This is a genomic window from Pseudomonas lurida, from assembly GCF_002563895.1.
In the GTDB taxonomy this organism is placed as follows: Bacteria; Pseudomonadota; Gammaproteobacteria; order Pseudomonadales; family Pseudomonadaceae; genus Aquipseudomonas; species Aquipseudomonas lurida.
Genome location: NZ_PDJB01000001.1, coordinates 3,569,185 through 3,589,245 on the forward strand (window position 1 = coordinate 3,569,185; position 20,061 = coordinate 3,589,245).

The 20,061-nt window shown below is 60.2% G+C and carries 19 protein-coding genes; 7 read left to right on the forward strand and 12 right to left on the reverse strand.

Annotated elements, in window-relative coordinates; translation table 11 throughout:
- The first annotated feature begins 77 nt into the window (after window positions 1-77).
- From ATH90_RS16000 to ATH90_RS16030, 7 genes are all read left to right on the forward strand, one after another.
- Entirely contained in the window at window positions 78-1,490 is a 1,413-nt protein-coding gene (locus ATH90_RS16000; RefSeq protein WP_098466747.1) for an aminotransferase-like domain-containing protein, read from the forward strand.
- Window positions 1,491-1,662: 172 nt separating this feature from the next.
- On the forward strand, window positions 1,663-2,403 hold the full coding sequence (locus tag ATH90_RS16005) for a response regulator (RefSeq protein WP_069078725.1): 741 nt from the start codon (window positions 1,663-1,665) through the stop codon (window positions 2,401-2,403).
- Window positions 2,400-3,704, forward strand: a complete 1,305-nt coding sequence (locus tag ATH90_RS16010) for an ATP-binding protein (RefSeq protein ID WP_098466748.1) — start codon at window positions 2,400-2,402, stop codon at window positions 3,702-3,704. The genes ATH90_RS16005 and ATH90_RS16010 overlap by 4 nt, the downstream gene beginning before the upstream one ends.
- 299 nt (window positions 3,705-4,003) lie before the next feature.
- Window positions 4,004-4,732: a winged helix-turn-helix domain-containing protein gene (locus tag ATH90_RS16015; RefSeq protein ID WP_098466749.1), complete on the forward strand. Its 729-nt coding sequence runs from the start codon at window positions 4,004-4,006 to the stop codon at window positions 4,730-4,732.
- Entirely contained in the window at window positions 4,725-5,420 is a 696-nt protein-coding gene (locus ATH90_RS16020) for a YuxH family protein (RefSeq protein ID WP_098466750.1), read from the forward strand. Before ATH90_RS16015 ends, ATH90_RS16020 begins: the two co-directional genes overlap by 8 nt.
- 31 nt (window positions 5,421-5,451) lie before the next feature.
- A complete protein-coding gene (locus ATH90_RS16025; protein WP_098466751.1) occupies window positions 5,452-6,075 on the forward strand; it encodes a winged helix-turn-helix domain-containing protein in 624 nt (207 codons plus the stop codon).
- Window positions 6,076-6,318: 243 nt separating this feature from the next.
- Window positions 6,319-7,710 (forward strand): undecaprenyl-phosphate glucose phosphotransferase, encoded by a 1,392-nt coding sequence (locus tag ATH90_RS16030; RefSeq protein ID WP_098466752.1) that lies wholly within the window; start codon window positions 6,319-6,321, stop codon window positions 7,708-7,710.
- 40 nt (window positions 7,711-7,750) lie between these two features.
- Here ATH90_RS16030 and ATH90_RS16035 read toward each other — a convergent pair whose 3' ends face one another.
- The 12 genes from ATH90_RS16035 to ATH90_RS16090 form a co-directional block, all read right to left on the reverse strand.
- Window positions 7,751-9,826: a YjbH domain-containing protein gene (locus ATH90_RS16035; RefSeq protein WP_098466753.1), complete on the reverse strand. Its 2,076-nt coding sequence runs from the start codon at window positions 9,824-9,826 to the stop codon at window positions 7,751-7,753.
- On the reverse strand, window positions 9,823-10,593 hold the full coding sequence (locus tag ATH90_RS16040) for a capsule biosynthesis GfcC family protein (protein ID WP_098466754.1): 771 nt from the start codon (window positions 10,591-10,593) through the stop codon (window positions 9,823-9,825). Before ATH90_RS16040 ends, ATH90_RS16035 begins: the two co-directional genes overlap by 4 nt.
- A complete protein-coding gene (locus ATH90_RS16045; RefSeq protein ID WP_098466755.1) occupies window positions 10,590-11,243 on the reverse strand; it encodes a YjbF family lipoprotein in 654 nt (217 codons plus the stop codon). The genes ATH90_RS16040 and ATH90_RS16045 overlap by 4 nt, the downstream gene beginning before the upstream one ends.
- A gap of 12 nt (window positions 11,244-11,255) precedes the next feature.
- Window positions 11,256-12,368 carry a polysaccharide biosynthesis/export family protein gene (locus tag ATH90_RS16050; RefSeq protein ID WP_098466756.1) on the reverse strand — a complete coding sequence of 371 codons (1,113 nt, stop codon included), beginning with the start codon at window positions 12,366-12,368 and terminating at the stop codon, window positions 11,256-11,258.
- A gap of 88 nt (window positions 12,369-12,456) precedes the next feature.
- On the reverse strand, window positions 12,457-12,696 hold the full coding sequence (locus tag ATH90_RS16055; RefSeq protein ID WP_098466757.1) for a hypothetical protein: 240 nt from the start codon (window positions 12,694-12,696) through the stop codon (window positions 12,457-12,459).
- 180 nt (window positions 12,697-12,876) lie between these two features.
- Complete coding sequence (locus ATH90_RS16060) at window positions 12,877-14,286, reverse strand: mannose-1-phosphate guanylyltransferase/mannose-6-phosphate isomerase (protein ID WP_098466758.1); 1,410 nt, start codon at window positions 14,284-14,286, stop codon at window positions 12,877-12,879.
- A gap of 23 nt (window positions 14,287-14,309) precedes the next feature.
- Window positions 14,310-14,768: a GDP-mannose mannosyl hydrolase gene (locus tag ATH90_RS16065; RefSeq protein WP_098466759.1), complete on the reverse strand. Its 459-nt coding sequence runs from the start codon at window positions 14,766-14,768 to the stop codon at window positions 14,310-14,312.
- A gap of 5 nt (window positions 14,769-14,773) precedes the next feature.
- Window positions 14,774-15,982, reverse strand: a complete 1,209-nt coding sequence (locus ATH90_RS16070; protein WP_098466760.1) for a glycosyltransferase WbuB — start codon at window positions 15,980-15,982, stop codon at window positions 14,774-14,776.
- Window positions 15,982-16,959, reverse strand: a complete 978-nt coding sequence (gene fcl, locus ATH90_RS16075; RefSeq protein ID WP_098466761.1) for a GDP-L-fucose synthase — start codon at window positions 16,957-16,959, stop codon at window positions 15,982-15,984. The genes ATH90_RS16070 and fcl overlap by 1 nt, the downstream gene beginning before the upstream one ends.
- 2 nt (window positions 16,960-16,961) lie before the next feature.
- Window positions 16,962-18,083 (reverse strand): GDP-mannose 4,6-dehydratase, encoded by a 1,122-nt coding sequence (gene gmd / locus ATH90_RS16080; RefSeq protein WP_098466762.1) that lies wholly within the window; start codon window positions 18,081-18,083, stop codon window positions 16,962-16,964.
- A 69-nt stretch (window positions 18,084-18,152) separates the two neighbouring features.
- Window positions 18,153-19,088 carry a glycosyltransferase family 2 protein gene (locus ATH90_RS16085; RefSeq protein ID WP_098466763.1) on the reverse strand — a complete coding sequence of 312 codons (936 nt, stop codon included), beginning with the start codon at window positions 19,086-19,088 and terminating at the stop codon, window positions 18,153-18,155.
- Window position 19,089: 1 nt separating this feature from the next.
- The gene (locus ATH90_RS16090) at window positions 19,090-20,049 is read right to left on the reverse strand and encodes a nitroreductase family protein (RefSeq protein WP_164403552.1); all 960 of its coding nucleotides are present in this window, start codon (window positions 20,047-20,049) and stop codon (window positions 19,090-19,092) included.
- Window positions 20,050-20,061: the final 12 nt, after the last annotated feature.

A 20,061-nucleotide genomic window follows, 5' to 3' on the forward strand; every position in this document is an offset into this window, starting at 1 on the left:
TGCACTGGGCAGGTGAAGTGAGGCTTAATCCGCCCAAACTTCACCGGTAAAATCACCGGCAAAGACAAGGAAGCCGCATGTTCGTCAAGGCCATAGTCTTCGTGGTAGGCACCTCCAAGGTGCAGCAGATCGTCGAGGCTTTCAGCCAGGCGATCGAAAGCGGTGAATGGGCACCCGGCAGCAAGCTACCCTCGGTGCGCGAACTGACCCAGGTGCTGGGCGTAAGCAAGTTCACGCTAAACGAAGCCCTTGACCGCTTGCGCGGGCGCAATCTGCTCACCTCCAGCCAAGGTCGTGGCTATTTCGTGGCCGCGACCAACACCCATGCGGCCTCGACGAACTGGGTTGAGTTGCTGCCTCAAGACCTGCTCAGCGTATTACGGCGCCCCCTCGCGACGGTCTACGGTGACCTGCGCCCCGGCAGCGGCCACTTGCCCGAGGCGTGGCTGGACAGCGACGCCATTCGCCAAACCCTGCGCAGCGTGGTGCGGGCGCCGTCGCTGCGCATCGCCGAGCTGGGCACACCGGCCGGGCTATTGCCGTTGCGCCAGGCCCTGCAACAGAAACTCCACGGCGAAGGCATGTCGGTGTCGGTCGAACAGATCATTACCACGCCCAACACTGTACAAGGCCTGGACATGCTGATGCGCCTGCTGGCGCGTCCCGGCGACACCGTGCTGCTCGACGCACCGTGCTACTTCAACTTCCACGCCAACCTCGCGCTGCACGGGGTCAAGGTGGTGACGATCCAGCGCCGGCCCGACGGTTTCGACTTCAGCGCCCTCGAACAACTATTGGCTGAACACCGCCCCAGCCTGTACCTCACCACCAGCGTGCTGCAGAACCCGACCGGACACTCCTTCAGCCCCAGCCAGGCGTTTCGCCTGCTACAACTGACGCAGCAATACGCTTGCCATATCGTCGAGGATGACCTCTACGGCGACCTGCACCCCAGCCCACCACCGCGCCTGGCCGCCCTCGCCGGCCTGGACAAGGTCACCTACCTGTCGGGTTTCTCCAAGACGCTCAGTGCCAACACCCGCGTCAGCTTCGTGGTTGCGGCGCCGCAACTGGCGGCCAACCTAACCAATATGAAGCTGATGAGCGGCGGCGTGACCTCCGAGCTGTTCGAGCAGATCGTTTACCGCATGCTCAGCGAAGGCAACTACGCCAAGCACCGCAAGCGCATGGTGCAGCGCTTGATGGAGGCCGGTGGACGGGTCGAGCAATGGCTCAAGCGTTGCGGCTGCGAATTGCCGATGGGCTACGAAGGCGGGATGTTCATCTGGGCGCACCTGCCACCCGGCATCAACGGCGAGCTGCTGGCCCAGGAAGCGTTGAAAAAGGGCATGGTGCTGGCGCCGGGAGTGCTGTTTGGCTATGACCCGGCACACCGCGACTCGATGCGTTTCAATGTGGCCCACAGTGATGAGCCACAGGTACAACAGCTATTCGAGGCGCTGTTGCCCAAGGCGTCACACGCCCCGTGAGCAGGCGGTGATTGATCAGCGACGTACGCATCGCGTTGCGGGTGATCCCCCGGCATTTTTGCGTCGTCGTGTATCTCCCTATCGCCAGATACACTGCAATACAAAGGGCACAAGGCAAGGCCCTCGCCAATGGCTAGACTGCGCCCCTATGAGTATTTACGAGGAAGGCAGCATGGATCATGTCGATCACATCCTGATCGTCGATGACGACCGGGAGATCCGCGAACTGGTAGGTAACTACCTGAAGAAAAACGGTATGCGCACCACCGTGGTTGCCGATGGCCGCCAGATGCGCAGCTTCCTCGACACCACTCCGGTGGACCTGATCGTGCTGGATATCATGATGCCCGGCGACGACGGCTTGCAGCTGTGCCGCGAACTGCGGGTAGGCAAGCACAAGGCCACGCCACTGCTGATGCTCACCGCGCGCAATGATGAGACCGACCGAATCATCGGCCTGGAAATGGGCGCCGACGATTACCTGGTGAAACCCTTCGTCGCCCGTGAATTGCTCGCACGTATCAACGCGGTGCTGCGCCGCACGCGGATGTTGCCGCCAAACCTGGTGGTCAGCGAGACCGGACGCCTGATCCGTTTCGGCCGCTGGCGCCTGGACACCACTGCCCGCCACCTGCTCGACGAGGACGATACCCTGGTGGCCCTGAGCGGCGCCGAATACCGCCTGTTGCGGGTATTCCTCGATCACCCCCAGCGCGTGCTCAACCGCGACCAGTTGCTCAACCTGACCCAAGGCCGCGATGCCGACCTGTTCGACCGCTCCATCGACCTGCTGGTGAGCCGCCTGCGCCAACGCCTGCTGGATGACGCCCGCGAGCCGGCCTATATCAAGACCGTGCGCAGTGAGGGCTATGTGTTTTCCTTGCCGGTGGAAATCCTCGGGGCCGATCAATGAAGCTACGGTTTGGCTGGCCACGGACCCTGGCGTCGCAGTTGTCGCTGATCTTCCTGATCAGCCTGGTGTGCGCCCATGGCCTGTCCTTCAGCGCGCAGTTCTACGAGCGCTATATCAGCGCGCGTACCGCCATGCTGGGCAATCTGGAAAACGATGTGTCCACCTCGGTCGCCATTCTCGACCGCTTGCCCGCTAACGAGCGCCCCCTCTGGCTGCCACGCCTCGACCGGCAGAATTACCGTTACCTGCTCAATGCCGGCGAAACCGGCGAGCCGATGAGCAGAGACGATATGCCCATGGCCGCGACCTCTATTGCGGACGCGCTGGGCGAACACTACACGCTGACCTTCCGTGACATCCCCGGTATGCAGAAGCACTTCCAGGCGCACCTGACCCTGGCCGATGGCAGCCCGATCACCATCGACGTACGCCCCGCCGCCCTGCCCGTCGCCTACTGGCTACCGGTGGTGCTGGTGCTGCAACTGGCGTTGCTGCTCGGTTGCACCTGGTTCGCCGTACGCCTGGCCATCCGCCCGTTGACCCGCCTGGCGCGCGCTGTAGAAACCCTCGACCCCAATGCCCACCCTACCCCACTGGACGAAAAGGGCCCGACCGAAGTCGCGCATGCCGCCGCCGCGTTCAATGAAATGCAAAAACGCATCGCCGAATACCTCAAGGAACGCATGCAAATACTCGCGGCGATTTCCCATGACCTGCAAACCCCGATCACCCGCATGAAACTGCGCGCCGAATTCATGGAGGACTGCACCGACCGCGACAAACTCTGGAGCGACCTCGGCGAGATGGAACACCTGGTGCGCGAAGGCGTCGCCTATGCGCGCAGCGTTCATGGCGCCACCGAAGCCAGCCACCGGATCAACCTGGATGCCTTCCTCGACAGCCTGGTGTTCGACTATCAGGACATGCACAAGCAGGTCAGCCTCAGTGGCAAAAGCGCGGTGGTACTCGACACCCGCCCGCACGCCCTGCGCCGGGTGCTGGTTAACCTGGTGGACAACGCATTGAAGTTCGCAGGCAGCGCCGAGCTGGAAGTGGGCTCGACGGCGAACGGGGAACTGTCGATCAAGGTACTGGATCGTGGGCCCGGGATCGCCGAAGACGAACTGGTGCAGGTGATGCAACCGTTCTACCGCGTGGAGAGCTCGCGCAATCGCGGCACCGGTGGCACCGGGCTTGGATTGGCCATTGCGCAGCAACTGGCGGTGGCAATAGGCGGCTCATTGACCTTGAGCAATCGGCCGGAAGGTGGCTTGTGTGCCGAGATTCGCCTCGGGCTCTAATTTGAAACTGGGTTAACAGGCGCCCCGCAGGCTCCCTTCTTACTGATAACATCTAACCGCTGACAGCGCCGCTAACCCATAGACCTAAGATAGTTATCGCACACTAAAAAATTGCACTAGCATATGTGCAACATCGTTCAAACATCTCCAAAACACTCCCTCCCCCCTCGCTTCGCCCCCTGGAAATAAAGTGGCAAATGTTAAAATTTGTCACGTTTTGGCGGAATCAATTCGATTAGTATCTAAACGCTAGCAGCGATTGATCTGACCGCCTTGCATGCCGGAAAAGGGAGTAGGTGATGCATTTTTCCAACGTCCTCGCTATTGCACGGACTCCATCTAAATCGGAGGATTTCAGGGAGCTTATAGTTCGCACTGTAGCGAATGATTTAATAGTCGATACACGTTATTACGAACAACTAATTGACGCCCAGGAAAGCCACGAAAATTACCGCGCGATCATCATAGAAATTGACACCCCTTCGGCCAGCAATCAAACGTTGGACATTATAAGAAAAACTCGGGACAAACATCCCGGCTGCCCCATATTCGTGGTGGTCACCTTTGCCTCCACGCTGAGCAAAACAAAATACTACCTGGCGGGTGCGGACTACTGCATCAAGGTCGTAGAAACCTCCCCTGAAAAAGAGTTGAGCCTGTTTGACGCCTTCCTCAGCGACAGTGCACACCTGGATCGTTGTGGCCTGATACTCGATCAGGACCGCATGTGTATTTATGGCGAAGGCAAAAAACTGGAAATTTCTTTCGTCGAAATGAAAGTACTGGACGCCCTTATCCAACGTCGACTACTCAGTCATAATGAGATCGCTGCCGTGATGGGGCTTAATACCAAGCATTACGACTCCAGAGCCTTGGAAAAGTCTATAAGCCGACTGCGCAGTAAAATAAAGGCGCACTACGGCGACAACATCATTCAGAATATTCGCGGTTATGGGTACAAACTAAGCCGGGGTCTTATTTGCGCCAGCCATTTCCAACCCTCCAAGGAGAGGTCGAGTCGTGAATAGCGAAAAGATATCCTCTACCGACACTGTAAACTTCAACACTGTCAGGCAGGCCATCGTTGATCGCCGCCATATACTTTGGGGCAGTGAAATCAGTCTAGAGTGCCAGCACCCTGAAGAAGTACCAGTAAGTGCCTATGAACAGGCGCTGCAGCGCATCAACACACGACCTACAGCCGCTGCTCCGGTGTTGAGCCACAGGTTTCTGCGTATCAGTCAAGCCGCGTTGATGAACGAGGACCTTCATCATCGGTTCATTCAGACTGCCCGGTCACTGGAACAAAACCGGCACCCCTTGACCCTCAGTATCGATAATCCTTTGGATGCCCTGCCCGGTCCGGTTGAACGCCGGTTAATGGTGCGCCAGTTATATAAGTTGAAGGACCAATGTGACATCACGCTGGCCTACAACAATTACAGGCTCGATACAAAACAGGCCGACCTGTTGATCGATCTCGCGCTCTACGACTATATAAAAATGCCCTTCCCGGATTCTGCCCTGCGGCTGAGTCTGAATACCCGCTCGGGTCTGTTCGATCGGCTCTACGACCGCATGCTCGCGCTGATCAGTGCGAACCGGGTGTGTTTCATCGCCGACACTGTCGAGTTCGCTGACAGTGCATTACTGGCGCAGAACCTGCCGTTCGAATATTTTCAGGGTGGTTACTATTCCCCTGCTGATTACCTATAACAACTCCGCGTTCCCGACCTTGGTGGATACTATGAGCTCACTCAAGAAATACGCCTTCACCCCCACACTTCCCGCTATCGCATTGCAGGACTTCTCGCCCAATGCAGAGTTATTCTATTACGATTTAAACGCCGCCCGAGCCACAGACACAGGCGATAACACCCTGCTGTTCAATCACCGAACAACCTCTCCTCACGACCACTTGGGTCTAACTACCTATGTCATTACCCATACAATCACCTTTCCGTCATACCCTTTTGGCGCTGTGCGACAAGAATCCAGAATGCCCATGCCAGAGGATTATGACCGCACGCCGAACAACCCTACTCTCCCTCCGGATGTCTGGCTACTTACCCAACATGACCGCACGTTGGTAAAAGGTGGCCTGCGTATTGCTTTGACCACTATTGAGTCGGCGCTGATTAAAAAGATGTTGCACCATGAAGAACGTGTGGTCAGCAAAGAGGAGTTGATTCGTAATATTGGACGCGAACCTGATTTATATCGCGGGCTGGAAATGTGCCTGAGCCGGCTACAGCAAAAGTTTAAGCAGGCCAATGACGGTGAGCGCCTTTTTCGCGCGGTCAGAAACCGGGGCTATTGCCTGACGCAAAAGATCAAAAAGCCACTCGAGCAGAGCCAGACGCGTCGTTAAAATAAAAACAATACTTACCTTATCATTCACCCAGACTATTACCACACGTTTATACCTGCCCTTTTATAACACTCTCTTCTCATGACAGTACGCCGACCTTGTTATAAGACGTCAGCCAATGCCCCGTGCCGTTCATTACTATCCATGGGTACGCGACTGCGCGTGCCTGTCGTTTTAGTGCGGTATTGCGCCGCGTGATCAATTCCTGCCAGCACGTGTGTGGTCACCACCGGGAGCAGAACTATGCTGAATAACACTAGGATACATCGCAACCTGACCCCCAAGGGCTTAACGTTCTGGGGACAGTGGATGCTGGCATCAAGCTTGGTCGTTACTGTGTTGTTTATGTTGGTCTTGTTGAAGACCGGCCAACTTGAGTCGCCCTACCGAATACTCGCGGCCTTTACAATATTGGCCTCGCTTCCAGCCTATAGCGTGTGCGACGTTTATAGTAAAAAAGATGACTACGGCGTTGGTCTCGGACGGCTGTTCATGGGGTGGCTACTGACCGTGGGCATCCTGTTTGCGGTGGGCGTAGCCTGCAATGCCAGTTCATTGTTTCCCCTGGAGATCTTACTGTTGTGGGCCGCTGTCAGCTACCCACTGTTAGCACTGTGCTATATCCCCTTGCACAGCCTGTCCCGGCATTACCACCGGCAACTTCATGAACGCCAAAAGTCATTGATTGTGGGCACTGGCAAACTCGCCGTCGACCTGGCCAAGCACCTGTCACGCCAGAAGCGATCGCCTCTGGTCGGGCTGGTCGGCAGCCACGCGGGTGCCGCCGAGGATGCGCAGCCGCAGATACTCGGCGAGTTGCCACAATTGCCGCAGTTGATACGACAGCATGGCATTCGCCGACTGTACATCACCCACTCACTGCAGGATGCCACCCACATCGAGGCGTTGTACCTCAACCTGCTGGAGATCAGCGTGGATGTGATCTGGGTACCCGATCTCAACAACATGCTGCTGCTCAATCATTGTGTGGCCGAAGTGGATGGGCTGCCGGCGATCTTCCTTAATGAAAGCCCGCTGACCAGCCGCCCCACCGCAGCCCTGAGCAAGTCATTGCTGGACAAGAGCCTGGCCTTGCTGGCGATCCTGGTGTTGAGCCCGCTATTGTTGCTGTTCGCCCTGCTGATCAAACTCACCTCCCCCGGCCCGGTGATTTTCAAGCAGGATCGCCACGGCTGGAACGGCCAGGTGATCAAGGTGTGGAAATTCCGCTCGATGCGCGTGCATGACGATCGTGAGGTGCGCCAGGCCAGCCGTAACGACTCACGTATCACCCCAGTGGGTCGGTTTATCCGCCGTACCTCCATCGATGAATTGCCGCAGCTGTTCAATGTGCTGCAGGGGCATATGGCCCTGGTTGGCCCGCGTCCCCATGCGGTTGCGCACAACGATTTTTACTCGGGGAAGATTCACGCATACATGGCGCGCCATCGCATCAAGCCGGGCATCACCGGCCTGGCGCAGATCAATGGTTGCCGGGGCGAGACCGAGACGCTGGAAAAGATGCAAAAACGCGTGGATATCGACCTGCGCTATATCAACACCTGGTCGCTGTGGCTCGATATCAAGATCCTGTTCAAGACACCCTTCACGCTGCTCTCGAAGGACATCTACTGACCCTGCAGGAGCGACGGGGACTACCAGTCCTCGCTCGCCCTTACTCAGTCATCTTGTCGATATTCTTGTAGAACAGCGCACTGTCCCGCCCATCCGTCATCGAATGCAGTGAGTACGCGCGGTTCAAGCGCGCCCCGCCATCGCGGGTCAGCGGTGCCCACACCAGGTTGGCGCGACGCATGGTCGACAGGCTCATCAACTCATCGAAGGGAATGGACAGGTAGAGGCCTTTGTCGAAGCTGCCTTCACCATAGGCCTCTTTGGACACGTTGGTCCGCGTGACCCACGCGCCGATACGCACGCCATTCTTGAATTCGCGTGACAGGTCGAGCGTTGCGCCCCAGTCCCTGGCCAGGTAGCGGCCGACGCTCAAGGCGCCCTGCAGGTTGAATGGCAACTCGGTGTAGCCGGTGATATGCCCGGTCACGGTGCGGTAATCACGCAGGCTGAAATCCTGCTCGAAGCCGCGCTGGCGTACGTAGTTCAGATCTGCGCCCAGCGACCAACCCTTGCCCATCGGCCGGTACAGCACTTCGCTGCCGACACCGGCGTACATCGACTCCAGCAAACCGCCGTAGACCATGCCATACAGGTCCTGGTCCAGGCGCTGTGCATGGTTGAACTGGAAGGTCGGCAGGGTCACGTCGGCGCGGGTCATGTACTTGCGCAGGTCGGTGCGTACCCGTGGCAAACCACTGGGGGCGTCGTAGGTAAAACCGTCGTAGTTGTTCAGCAGGTTGACGCTCAGCAAGCCACTCCACCAAATGTTGCGGGTGAAGCGATATTCGGCGTCAAGGTCGGCGGAGATCTGGTAGAGCAAGCCATCCGGCCCACCGACGTTCTGCTTGTAGCCAAGGCCTGCGCCATAGCTGAAAGGCTTGGGACGCTGGGTATAGAGCACCGTCTGCGTGCGCTCGCTGGCGCGATTGACTTCGACTTGGCGGTGCAGGTCTCGCAGGTCATCGCGATTGTTGGCTACCTCGCGAAAGGTCTCGCGCGGTACGCTGGTTTCCTCGATGGGCATGGCGTAACGCTCGCTGACCAGCGTGAACCAGTCGATCTGGTCGCTCACGCTGTTGTCCAGGATGCGACTGGCGCGCCCAACGGCCTTGGCACTGTAGAAATAGCGCTGCTGTTCGCCATACACCAACAGTTCCGGACCACGCTGGGTGATGCGTTGCACGTTGTAGCCGGCATTATCATGCAGCCGCTGGGAAACGGCGGCCCAGTCCACTTGGTCCATCGGTGTAGTGGGTGCCTGCGACGGCAGCTTGGGCGCCGGTGGGTCGTAGGTTTTCGCAGGCGCCCTGCGGCTGACGAAATTGGTGTGCAGAGTGATGCCGAACATCGCGGTGTTGCCGCGCTCCCAGGCGGCACTCACGTCGATGGAGTCGGCGACTTTGTAGACCAGACCGAAGTTGACCGGGGAGTCCTGCCGAAAGCGGTTGTCCCGTGGCTCGTTCTTGTAGTCGTTGCCTTCCAGTTCCAGCTTGAGGCTCAGCGGTGCCCAGGGCGTCTGATAGGCGACACCGCCAAACAGCGCGGGTCGCCCGCGAAAGTAGCCGTTGGAGAAACTGCCGGAGCCTTCGGCGGTGGGACGCTCATTGAAGCGGTCATCCAGCGCGCCGAGCGGATTGCCGATATCGCCGCGACTGCCCAGGTAACCCCAGGCAATGCCGGCGCTGAAATCCAGGTCACCATAGCGTTTGTTGGCCACCAGGTACTCGCTGGAGAACAACCCGGTGCCGCCCAGGTCCATCAGCCCCAGCGCCACTTCCGGCAGCCAGTGGCTTTCCTGAAACAGACGCACTTTGGCATCGACGGCCTTGTCCTTGTAACTCTGGCCGCCGCTGAACGACTCAGGGCCATAGGCGCGGTTGGTGATCGCGGTGTAGCGAAAGGTGCCTTCCAGCCAGTCCAGGGGTTGTGCCGAGAAGCTGTAGCGGCTGTACGGTTCGGTGCGGTTGGCGTTCACGCTGAGTTCGCCGGCGGGCGCCATGCGGGCGGTGGGAGTTTGCAGCAAACCCACGCCGCCGAAATCGCTCTGGGTGTAACGGGGATCGCCATGCACGACGCCACAAGGCACCAGCAGCACGGCCGCAATACATAATTTCAAGGCGTGACCTCGGCCAGGGGTTGGGTGGCGAGAAACTCGGCCAATTGCTGATTCAGTTCAGGCGTGGGCGGGTCCAGATCGTCGCTGCGGATCGGCACCAGTAGCGTGCTGCCAGGCGCCGGCGGCAGGCCGTCTTCGCGATTCCAGGGGGCTATGCCCAAGCGCGTGACGCGGCCATCGGGCTGGATCAGCCATAGATAATCGGTGTCCGCGTCCACCAGTGGCGGGCACGCGGAAAGATAATCCCGTGCGCGCCGCAGCGACTCAAACTTCAAGCTGCACGCCGCAGCAACAGCCCCCACCACCTGCACGCGTTCCAATCGCGGTGGGTACATCAGGCGGTCGCCATCGCTCACAGGCAGGTTGGGTGCAAAGCCGACTTCCACCGCCACCGGGTCGAGCACGGCCAGCTGGCGGCCGGTCACCGGCAAGGCCAGCACCTGTTGGTGGAGCTGCGCCGCAACATGGGCGCGGTTCTCGCGCCCGGCCGCCAAAGCCGCCTGGCGCAAGGTGTCCAGGTCGAACAGCACGCCAGCCTTGAGCCGCGCCTGGCGTTCGAGCAAAGGCCGGTGCAGCCAGGCCGCCCCCAGCCAATAGCCTTGGGCATCCGGCTGTGACGCGGTGATCACGTCCAACAAGCGGGCGTCAGGTTGCAGTGGGATTGCCCCCGGATTGCGTACTTCGCCACTGACCGTGAGGGTCGCGGCCAGGCACAGATGGCCGCAGCTGCTTAACAGGAGCAACGCCCCGAGTCGTCGAACAGTCATCGGGCGTCCTTGCGTGTCGGTTGCAGCTGGGTGATGGTCAGGGTCAGGCTGGGCGCCAGGTGCTGTTCGCTGTGCACGATAAATCCGTCGCCGGGGTCGACCCAGTAGCGATTGCGCGCATGAAACCCAGGGGCCTCTATGTCTTCGTCAATGCGCAGCAAGGCGTAGGGTTTGTCGAGGATTTCAAGGGTTTCAACACCTTTGCGGGTGATGCGGCTGGAAACCGTGATGCCCATGCGATAACCGTCCACCACGTCGACCTGCCGCGTACTGCGATAGCCGTCCGGAACACGGTGCAGGCCCTGCTGAAACGGCGACTGCCCCAACCAGCGCGTGCCATCCAGGTCGGCGCCCAGGCCAACCGTGCGCACCACCAGCCCATCGCGCACCAGCAACACTTGCTTGCCGGAAGCGACCCAGAATTGCAGGTCGCCACGCTGGCGAATCAGCGCCATCACGCCTTCGCTGGACACCGTGGTGACCTTGATCTGGGGAAATGGCACGGCATCCACCTGGGCCTGGGTCAGCACCAGCGGCGCAGGCCGGGCCACGGCAGCCTTGAAAGTATCGAGGGAAGCCGTCATCAGCGGGTTGCAGCCACACAACAGCCACGCCCACCCCGCGTAAGTCGCGAATCTCAGACTGTTCACGCAGACACCACCCTATCGGCTATTGGCTTCGCTCAGGTTGTTCTGGGTCGACGCGCCGATACCGATGATCGAGGCGGAAGGCACCAACTGGCTGATAAAGCGGTTCCACCGGGTGATATTGGCGGGGCCGACAAACACCACATCCTGGGGCTGGACATCAAAGTGCGTGGCCAGGGCCATGGCCGAGGGGGAAGTGGCTTCCAACTGGAACACTTTGGCCGGTTCCACATCGATGTTCTGCGCCCCGCGGATCACGTAGATGGCGTCGGCGTTGGACGTGTTCTGGTTGAGTCCGCCCACCGAACCGAGCACGTCGGAGAGGCTCATGCTGCGGGTCTTGAAGCTCAGCGCGCGGGGCTGCATGACCTCGCCCATTACATAGATGCGCTTGCGATCGTTGTAGGCCAGGTACAGTTGGTCGCCGTCCTTGAGGTAGATATCGTCCAAGCGCGACGGCTCAAGGGTGAGCGTGTCGAGGTCCAGGCTGTAACGCTTGCCGCCACGGCTGAGGATCAGGTTCGACAGATCGGCATTGATCGGGTCGACACCGGCAGCGCCGAGGGCTTCCGTCACGTTCATCGCCACCGTGCTGATCGGCACCGGCCCGGCCTTGATCACTGCACCGGTGATCACGACCTTCTGGCTGGCAAAGCGCAGCACACTTACATCCACCTGGGGACTGTCGATGTACTGGCGCAGTTTGTCGGTGATTTCATTGCGCAGCGCTTCAAGGGTGCGGCCCTTGGCAATCACCTCGCCCACATAAGGGTAGAACAGCTTGCCTTCAGGGCTGACCAACCGGCCATTGGCGTCGATCTGTTGTTGCGGACCCGAGGGGGCGGTCAGTTCCGGGTGATCCCATACGGTGATATACAGCACATCATTTGCGCCGATCAGATACGGGCCCGGTTTATAACTCAGCAGTTCTGCCGGGATGGTATACGGCACGTGGGTTGCCGCGTCCATGGCAAGTAACTTTGGTGTGATTGGAATTAAATCCACTCGGCGACTTTCAGCGCCACCTTCCTGGGTCATCGCCGCCGTGTCCATGTATTGACCCGGGGCCCACATGCAGCCCTGCAACAATGCAGCGGCCACGGCCGCAACAGCAAAAATACGCATCATAGTGCTAGGACACTCGCGATAATCGACAAGAGAAAAAGACCACTTGGGCGGGGATTCCAAGCGGTCTGAAAAGCGGAAGGTTTACAACTTAGTTGCTGGTGCCTGTGGTACCTGTAGTGCCGGTCGTGCCCGTGGTCGTGCCGCCATTGGAACTGCCGCCGCTGTTGGATGCGGCAGCGATGCCGGCAACGATGGCGCTGCCGACCAGCAGGGTTTCCCCGACCGTCACGGACCCCGCGACGGTGGTGTCGAGCCCCAACGGGGGCTCAGCCGCCAGCGCGGACATACTCAAGGTACTGAGCACAATAATAGCCAGTGGTTTTCTCATAACAGACTCCTTATCGTCAGTGAGTAGTCAGGTCGATAGTGCCACCCAACTAAACAGCACACCAGACAGAGCACCCTCATGTTAATAAGTTGAAAATAACGTTTTACCGGCAAAGCGCCCGGCCCTGCGTGCATTGCTCACTGTCGAAGTTATCTAAAACGTTATTAATTGTCGGAAACTTCAGGCGCGGCCGTACTTGTCTTCAAAGCGCACAATGTCGTCTTCCCCCAAATAAGAACCGGACTGCACTTCAATCAACTCCAATGGAATCACCCCAGGGTTCTCCAGCGCATGTACCTGGCCGATGGGGATATACGTCGATTGGTTTTCCGAGACCAGGTAAGTCTGCTCGCCATTGGTGACCCGGGCGGTGCCGCTGACCACGATCCAGTGCTCGGCGCGGTGGTGATGCATTTGCACCGACAACTTGGCCCCCGGATTCACGGTGATGCGTTTGACCTGGTAACGCTGGCCGTTATCCACCGAGTCATACATGCCCCAGGGCCGATACACCTCACGGTGGCTGAGGTGCTCATGTCGTCCCGCCTGCTTGAGTTGGTCGACGATGCCCTTGACCTGCTGCACCTGGTCCTTGTGGGCCACCAGCACCGCGTCCTTGGTCTCGACAATGATCAGGTCCTGCACCCCGACAGTCGCGACCAATCGGCTATCGGCGTGCACATAAGTATCGCGGGTATCCAGCAACAACCCATCGCCACGCAAAACGTTACCGTTGGCGTCTTTTGCGCTGGCCTCCCACAGCGCCGACCACGAGCCGATATCGCTCCAGCCGGCGTGCAGCGGCACCATCACCGCGTCGTCGGTCTTTTCCATCACGGCGTAGTCGATGGAGTCGTCCGGGCATGCGGCAAAGGTCGCCACATGCACGCGAGTGAACGGCAGATCCTGGCTGCCACCTTCCAGCGCCACGCGACAGGCTTCGAGAATGGCCGGCTGGAAGCGCTCCAGTTCTTCCAGGTAGCGACTGGCACGGAACATGAACATGCCACTGTTCCAGTAATAGTCGCCGCTGGCGACGTATTGCGCCGCCGTGGCAGCGTCCGGCTTCTCGACGAAGCGCTTGACCCGGTAACCGCCCTCGCCCTCCGTCGCGCCCTGCTCGATGTAGCCGTAGCCGGTGTGCGCGCAGGCAGGGGTGATACCGAAGGTCACCAGCTTGCCGGCCCTAGCCAGGGGCAACGCCACTTCCAGGCTGGCATGAAACGCCGAAATGTCTTCGATCAGGTGGTCCGCCGCCAGCACCAGCAGGATCGGGTCCTCGGACTCGGCAAGCGCCTTGCACGCCGCCAGCGCGATGGCCGGTGCCGTGTTGCGCCCCACCGGCTCCAGCAGGATGCTCGCCTGTTCCATGCCCAGCTGGCGCAATTGCTCAGCCACCAGGAAGCGGTGCTGTTCGTTGCAGATCAACTGCGGCACGGCCACGTTGGCGCCGGTAAGTCGCGTGATGGTTTGCTGCAGCATCGACAGGTGCGCGTCGGTCAGGCACAGGAACTGCTTGGGGTTCAGTTGCCGCGAGAGCGGCCACAGGCGCGACCCCGAACCGCCAGCCATGATCACGGGTATTAACATGAGGGCATCCTTGGGCGAGAAAGTCAGAAATAGGCACGGGTATTGGCATGCACCCGCTGGCAGAAACGCAGTTCATCCTGTGGCCACCATCGGTATTGCTGGTGTTGCTCCGTAGGGGGCAGCAGGGTTTCTGCGGGCGCCAGCTCCAGGCAATAACCGAGCACCACGTAATGGGTGTCTGGCCCGGCCCCGGCGTTGGCAAACACGCTGTCATCGTAAAAATGTTCGAACACCCCCAGCAGCCGCGCGCTGGCGCGCTCGAAGGTGCGCCCCAATTCGTCGTGGGTGATGCGCCGGAACGCGCTGTCAAGGCTTTCGTTTTTGTGGATACGCCCACCGGGCACGAACCAGAAACCATAGGCCGGCCGATTCACGCGCAGGCCGAGAAAAACATCGCCACGGCCGTTGCGTACGACCAGATCGATCGCCACCAGGGGCGCCGATGCCACGACCGTTTTGAAGGTCGGTAAATCAAGCCACATACGCGTCAAACCTGTACCAGAAAGCGTTGCAGAATGCGTTCCTTGTCGAGGAACTCCTTGGCGTAGTTCAACGCCACCTCATTGCGCGCTGGCAATGCCAGGACTTGCTCGATCCCGGCGTTCAGCGCCGCGACCGATTCCGGCTCGATCAACACCGCAATGCCTGGGTGTTCCGCGCACAGGCGGCCGAGACTGGTGTCGGGGTCGGCGGTGATAATCGCGTTGCCGCCCACCGCCAGGATGTTGGTGAGCTTGGAGGGCAACACCACATCCGCCACGCCGCGCTTCTGGATCACCAGGTGCGCATCGGCCGAGGCCAGCAGTGCCGGCAGATCCTCGTAGGCCTGTAAAGGCGCGAACAGCACATTGCGCAGACCGTCGCGCTGCACCCGCTCGACCAGGCGCGCCTTGCCGGCGCCCTGGCCGACGATCAGGAAGACCAGCGCCTCACGGTGCGCATGGGCTTGGGCGGCATCGAGGATCAACTCCAGGCCCTGCTTCTCGCCGATGTTGCCGGCGTACAACAACACCCTTGCCCCCCTCGGAACGCCAAGGCGCTCAAGCAACGCGCGGTTGCGCCGCACCTGGCGAAAACGCGCGGTTTCCGACCAGTTGGGAAAGAACAGCAGGCGCTGGCTGTCCACGCCTTTGCTACGGGCCTTGTCGAGCATGCCGCTGGAAATCGTCGAGACCCGATCAAAACGCCGCAGCAGCCAGCGCTCGACTCCAAACGCCACGCGCCGCAGCAACGAGCCGCCACCGATACCCAGGCCGAACATCGCATCCACTTCATAATCCTGGATGTGCAGCACCGACCGCGCACCGCTGAGCCTGGCCAGGAGCAACGCCTGGGGCGCGCAGAACAGCGTGGGCACCACCAGGATCACCAGGTCCGGTTTCCAGCGCAGTTGCCCCAGCACCGCCAGCAACGAGCTGGCGGAAAAGCTCATCAAGTGCAGCAGGCGCGTCAACGCCGTGGGCTGGCGCGGCACATAAAGCGGGCAGCGGATCACCGTGACGCCGGCGTCCTGCTCGGTACGAAAACGCCACGGCGAATAACCCTCACCCACCTGCCACTGTGGGTAATACGGTGGTGCCGTTACCACCCGCACCTCGTGTCCCTGCGCCGCCAGCCAGCGCGCCTGCTCACCGCTGTACTTGCCGATGCCGGTCAGTTCCGGGCTGTAATTGATCCCGTACAAAACGATCTTCATCACTGGCCCCGCGGCTGTTCGAGGGCGGCGAGGTAAGCGTTGTAGGCATCACGCAAGCCCTCCTCCAACGGCACGTAGGCTTCCCAGCCGAGGGCATTGATACGGCTCACATCCAGCAACTTGCGTGGCGCGCCGTCGGGCTTGCTGGCGTCAAAGCGCAAGCGGCCCTGGAAGCCGGTGACCCGCACCAGCGCCTGGGCCAGCTCGGCGATGGTGCAATCCACCCCGGTGCCGACGTTCAGGTGCGAACACATCGACTGGGTCTGCTCGCGATAGCGCACGGCGTCGAGTTCCATCACATGCACGCTGGCCGCCGCCATGTCATCCACGTGCAAAAACTCGCGCCGCGGCCGGCCGCTGCCCCAGATCACCACCTCGTCATCACCGCGCCGGGTTGCCTCGTGGAAGCGTCGCAACAGTGCGGCGATTACATGGCTGTTTTCCGGATGATAGTTATCGCCAGGCCCGTACAAGTTGGTCGGCATCACGCTGCGGTAATCGCGGCCGTGCTGGCGGTTGTAGCTCTCGCACAGCTTGATCCCGGCGATCTTGGCCACGGCGTAGGGCTCGTTGGTGGGCTCTAGCGCACCGTCGAGCAGCACCGCTTCGATCATCGGTTGTGGCGCATGCACCGGGTAGATGCAAGACGAGCCGAGGAACAACAGTTGCTGCACACCGTGGCTATGGGCGGCATGGATCACATTGGCTTGGATCATCAGGTTCTGGTAGATGAAATCCGCCGGGTACGTGGCGTTGGCGTGGATCCCGCCAACCTTGGCAGCCGCGAGGTACACCTGGTCCACTCGGTGCCAGGCGAAATACGCCTGCACCGCTGCCGGGTCGAGCAGGTCCAGCTCATCGCGGCCGGCGGTGAGGATCTGCGTATACCCCAGCGCCCACAACCGCCGCACAATGGCCGAACCAACCATGCCGCGATGGCCGGCGACATAGATCCGCGCATCAAGATCACGTGCCATGCTCAGTTCTCCACGGCAATCGGTGCGTAATGCCCGTGCAGGCGCAACAGGGCATGGCGCTGGGCAATCTTGAGGTCTTCGCGGACCATCTCGGCGCACATTGCCTGCGCGCTGATCTCCGGCACCCAGCCCAGTTTCTGCTTGGCCTTGGACGGGTCACCGAGCAGCGTCTCCACCTCTGCCGGGCGGAAGTAACGCGGGTCGACCCGCACAATCACATCCCCCACCAGGATGCCCGGCGCCAGGTCGCCATCGATCTGCTCGACCACCGCCAACTCATCCACGCCCTCACCCACAAAGCCCAGGCGCACCCCCAGCTCAGCGGCTGACCAGCGGATAAAGTCGCGCACCGAATACTGCACGCCCGTGGCAATCACAAAATCCTCGGGGCTTTCCTGTTGCAGCATCATCCACTGCATGCGGACGTAGTCCTTGGCATGCCCCCAGTCACGCAGGGCGTCCATGTTGCCCATGTACAGGCACTGCTCAAGGCCCAGGGCGATGTTGGTCAGCGCACGGGTGATCTTGCGCGTCACGAAGGTTTCACCACGCCGCGGCGACTCGTGGTTGAACAGGATGCCGTTGCACGCATACAGGCCGTAGGCCTCGCGGAAGTTCACGGTGATCCAGTAGGCGTACAGCTTGGCCACGGCATAGGGCGAGCGCGGGTAGAACGGTGTGGTTTCCTTTTGCGGGGTTTCCTGCACCAGCCCATATAACTCGGAGGTCGACGCCTGGTAGAAACGGGTCTTCTTTTCCAGGCCCAGCAGGCGGATAGCTTCGAGAATGCGCAAGGTGCCCAGGGCGTCCACATCCGCAGTGTATTCGGGTGAATCGAAACTCACTGCCACGTGGGACTGGGCGCCAAGGTTGTAGATTTCGTCGGGCTGGATCTGCTGGATGATGCGCGTCAGGTTCGACGAGTCCGCCAGGTCGCCATAATGCAGGATCAGGTTTTTATGCAGGGCCTGTGGGTCCTGGTAAATGTGGTCGATGCGCTGGGTATTGAACGACGATGAACGTCGCTTGAGGCCGTGCACGGTATAGCCTTTTTCCAGCAGCAGTTCCGCCAGGTACGAACCATCCTGACCGGTAATCCCGGTAATAAGCGCGACTTTGTTCATGTCTGTCTCCCGATTGATAGGCGAGCGAAGGCCGTCACCCAAACTTGGGTGTTTGTTAAAAACGGTCAGTTACTTCGGTGTGGGCAGGTTCAAGTTATGGCCGGTCAACTTTGAAAGTTCCCGGACAATGGCTTCCTTATCGTTTAAATGAGCAATCGCGGTTTCCAACTCCAGCACTTTGGCGCCCACCAAGAAGCGGTACCAATAGCCCTGAAGCAGGTGGTAGACCAGGCCGCTGCGGCCATCGAGAAACCCCAGCTGAATGATGTAGCGCCACAAGAAATAGGCGGTCGAACTCAGGGTGAACGGCACGCGGTTATACACGCGGTTCTTGACCAGGCGTTTGGCCCTGGCCTGGAACGAACTCTGTCCCGTATGCACTTCATCGCGGATCGCAAACAACCCAAGACGCGCGTTGAGCACTTCGATGGCTTCGCGGGTGGCGTATTGGTTGTGCTTGTGGGTGAAGAACGTCAGGTCATGCAGGTTATGGTCGGCAAACCCGCCTTCCAGCGTGATGGTGCGGCCCTCGGCCACCGAGATGTGCTCGTCCATCCAGCGGTCTTCCATGCGCCCAAGGCCGGTGCGCCACAGCCGCAGCATCCTCAGCGGGTAGCGCCCTCCATGGCGTACCCAGCGGCCCATGAAAATATGTTTGCGCTTGAAATTGATGCCAGTGATGTCGCTGGCCAACGTCGGCAGGCGGGTATTGATCTGGGCGGCGAGGTCGGCCTCGATGATTTCGTCGGCGTCCAGGCGCATCGTCCAATTGCCGGTGATCGGCAAGTTATCCATCGCCCACTGGAACTGTTTGGCCTGGTTGATGAACGCGTGCTGCACCACCAACGCGCCGTGACGGCGGGCGATGTCGCACGTGTCGTCGCTGGAGAATGAATCCACCACCAGCACTTCGTCGCTGAAGGCCTTCACCGAGTCGATGGCCCTGGCGATGTGCAGGCTTTCGTTGTGGGTAAGGATGATGACGGAGATGGTTTCGCGCTTCATCTCAGGCTCCATGCAGTTGCAGCACTTCACTGCACAACCGGCGTGGCGAACGCGCGGCACGGAAGTGGCTTTCAAGGGGCAGGCCCACGGCGATCATCATGATCAATCGTTCACTGGCCGGGATGGCGCCGATGCTGCGGATCTTCTTTTCCACCGAATTGAGGATCGCCAGGTTCAGCGGGCAGGCCCCCAAACCGTTGGCGTGGCAGGCCAGCAACAGGCCCATGGAAAACAATGCACCGTCCACGTACAGCTGGTTGCGTTGGCCTGCGCCGCCCCACGCGGTAACTTCCGACGTGACCACGAACAGGTTGTCTACCGACTGCGCGAAACCGCGCGAGCCACCTTGCAGCTCAAGCAACTGCGCGATCACTGCGCGGTCCTGGTACACATGCACGCGCGACGATTGGCGGTTGCATTGCGAAGGTGACGACTGCGCCAGTTCCACCAGCGACGTGAGCAAACCCCTGTCGATCTTTCCGGCCTGGAACATGCGGCAACTTGAACGCGATTGCAGGAATGCCTTGGCGTCCGCCCCACCGCTGCCCGGCCACGGCGCGGCGTGCTTGATACCGCCCGTGCCGGGGGTGCCGTCACGTTTCAGGTGCTCCACATAGGCTTCCAGGTAAAACACGAAGTCGTCGCTGATGCCCAGGGTCCGGTGCAGGTCGAGGTAACCCTGGAATGCGCCGAGGGCCATCTCCAGGGGCAGCGCCGAATAGGTGCGGTCGTAGTCGTTGAGCATCCGGATGATGCCGTTGATCTTGTCCTTGCCGAACAGCGGCTTGGGCTCCTTGAGGGACAGGCCCTTCTCCACCGTGTGGGTTTCGATGAGGATCTTGTAGAACAGCTTCTTGTTGCGGCTTTCCAGTGGCGAGTAGCCGTTGTGGCGAATAAACGTGAGCATGTCGCGAAAAAATTCGCTGACGAACAACATCAACTTCCATGCCTTATCCATCATGCGTTTCACCTG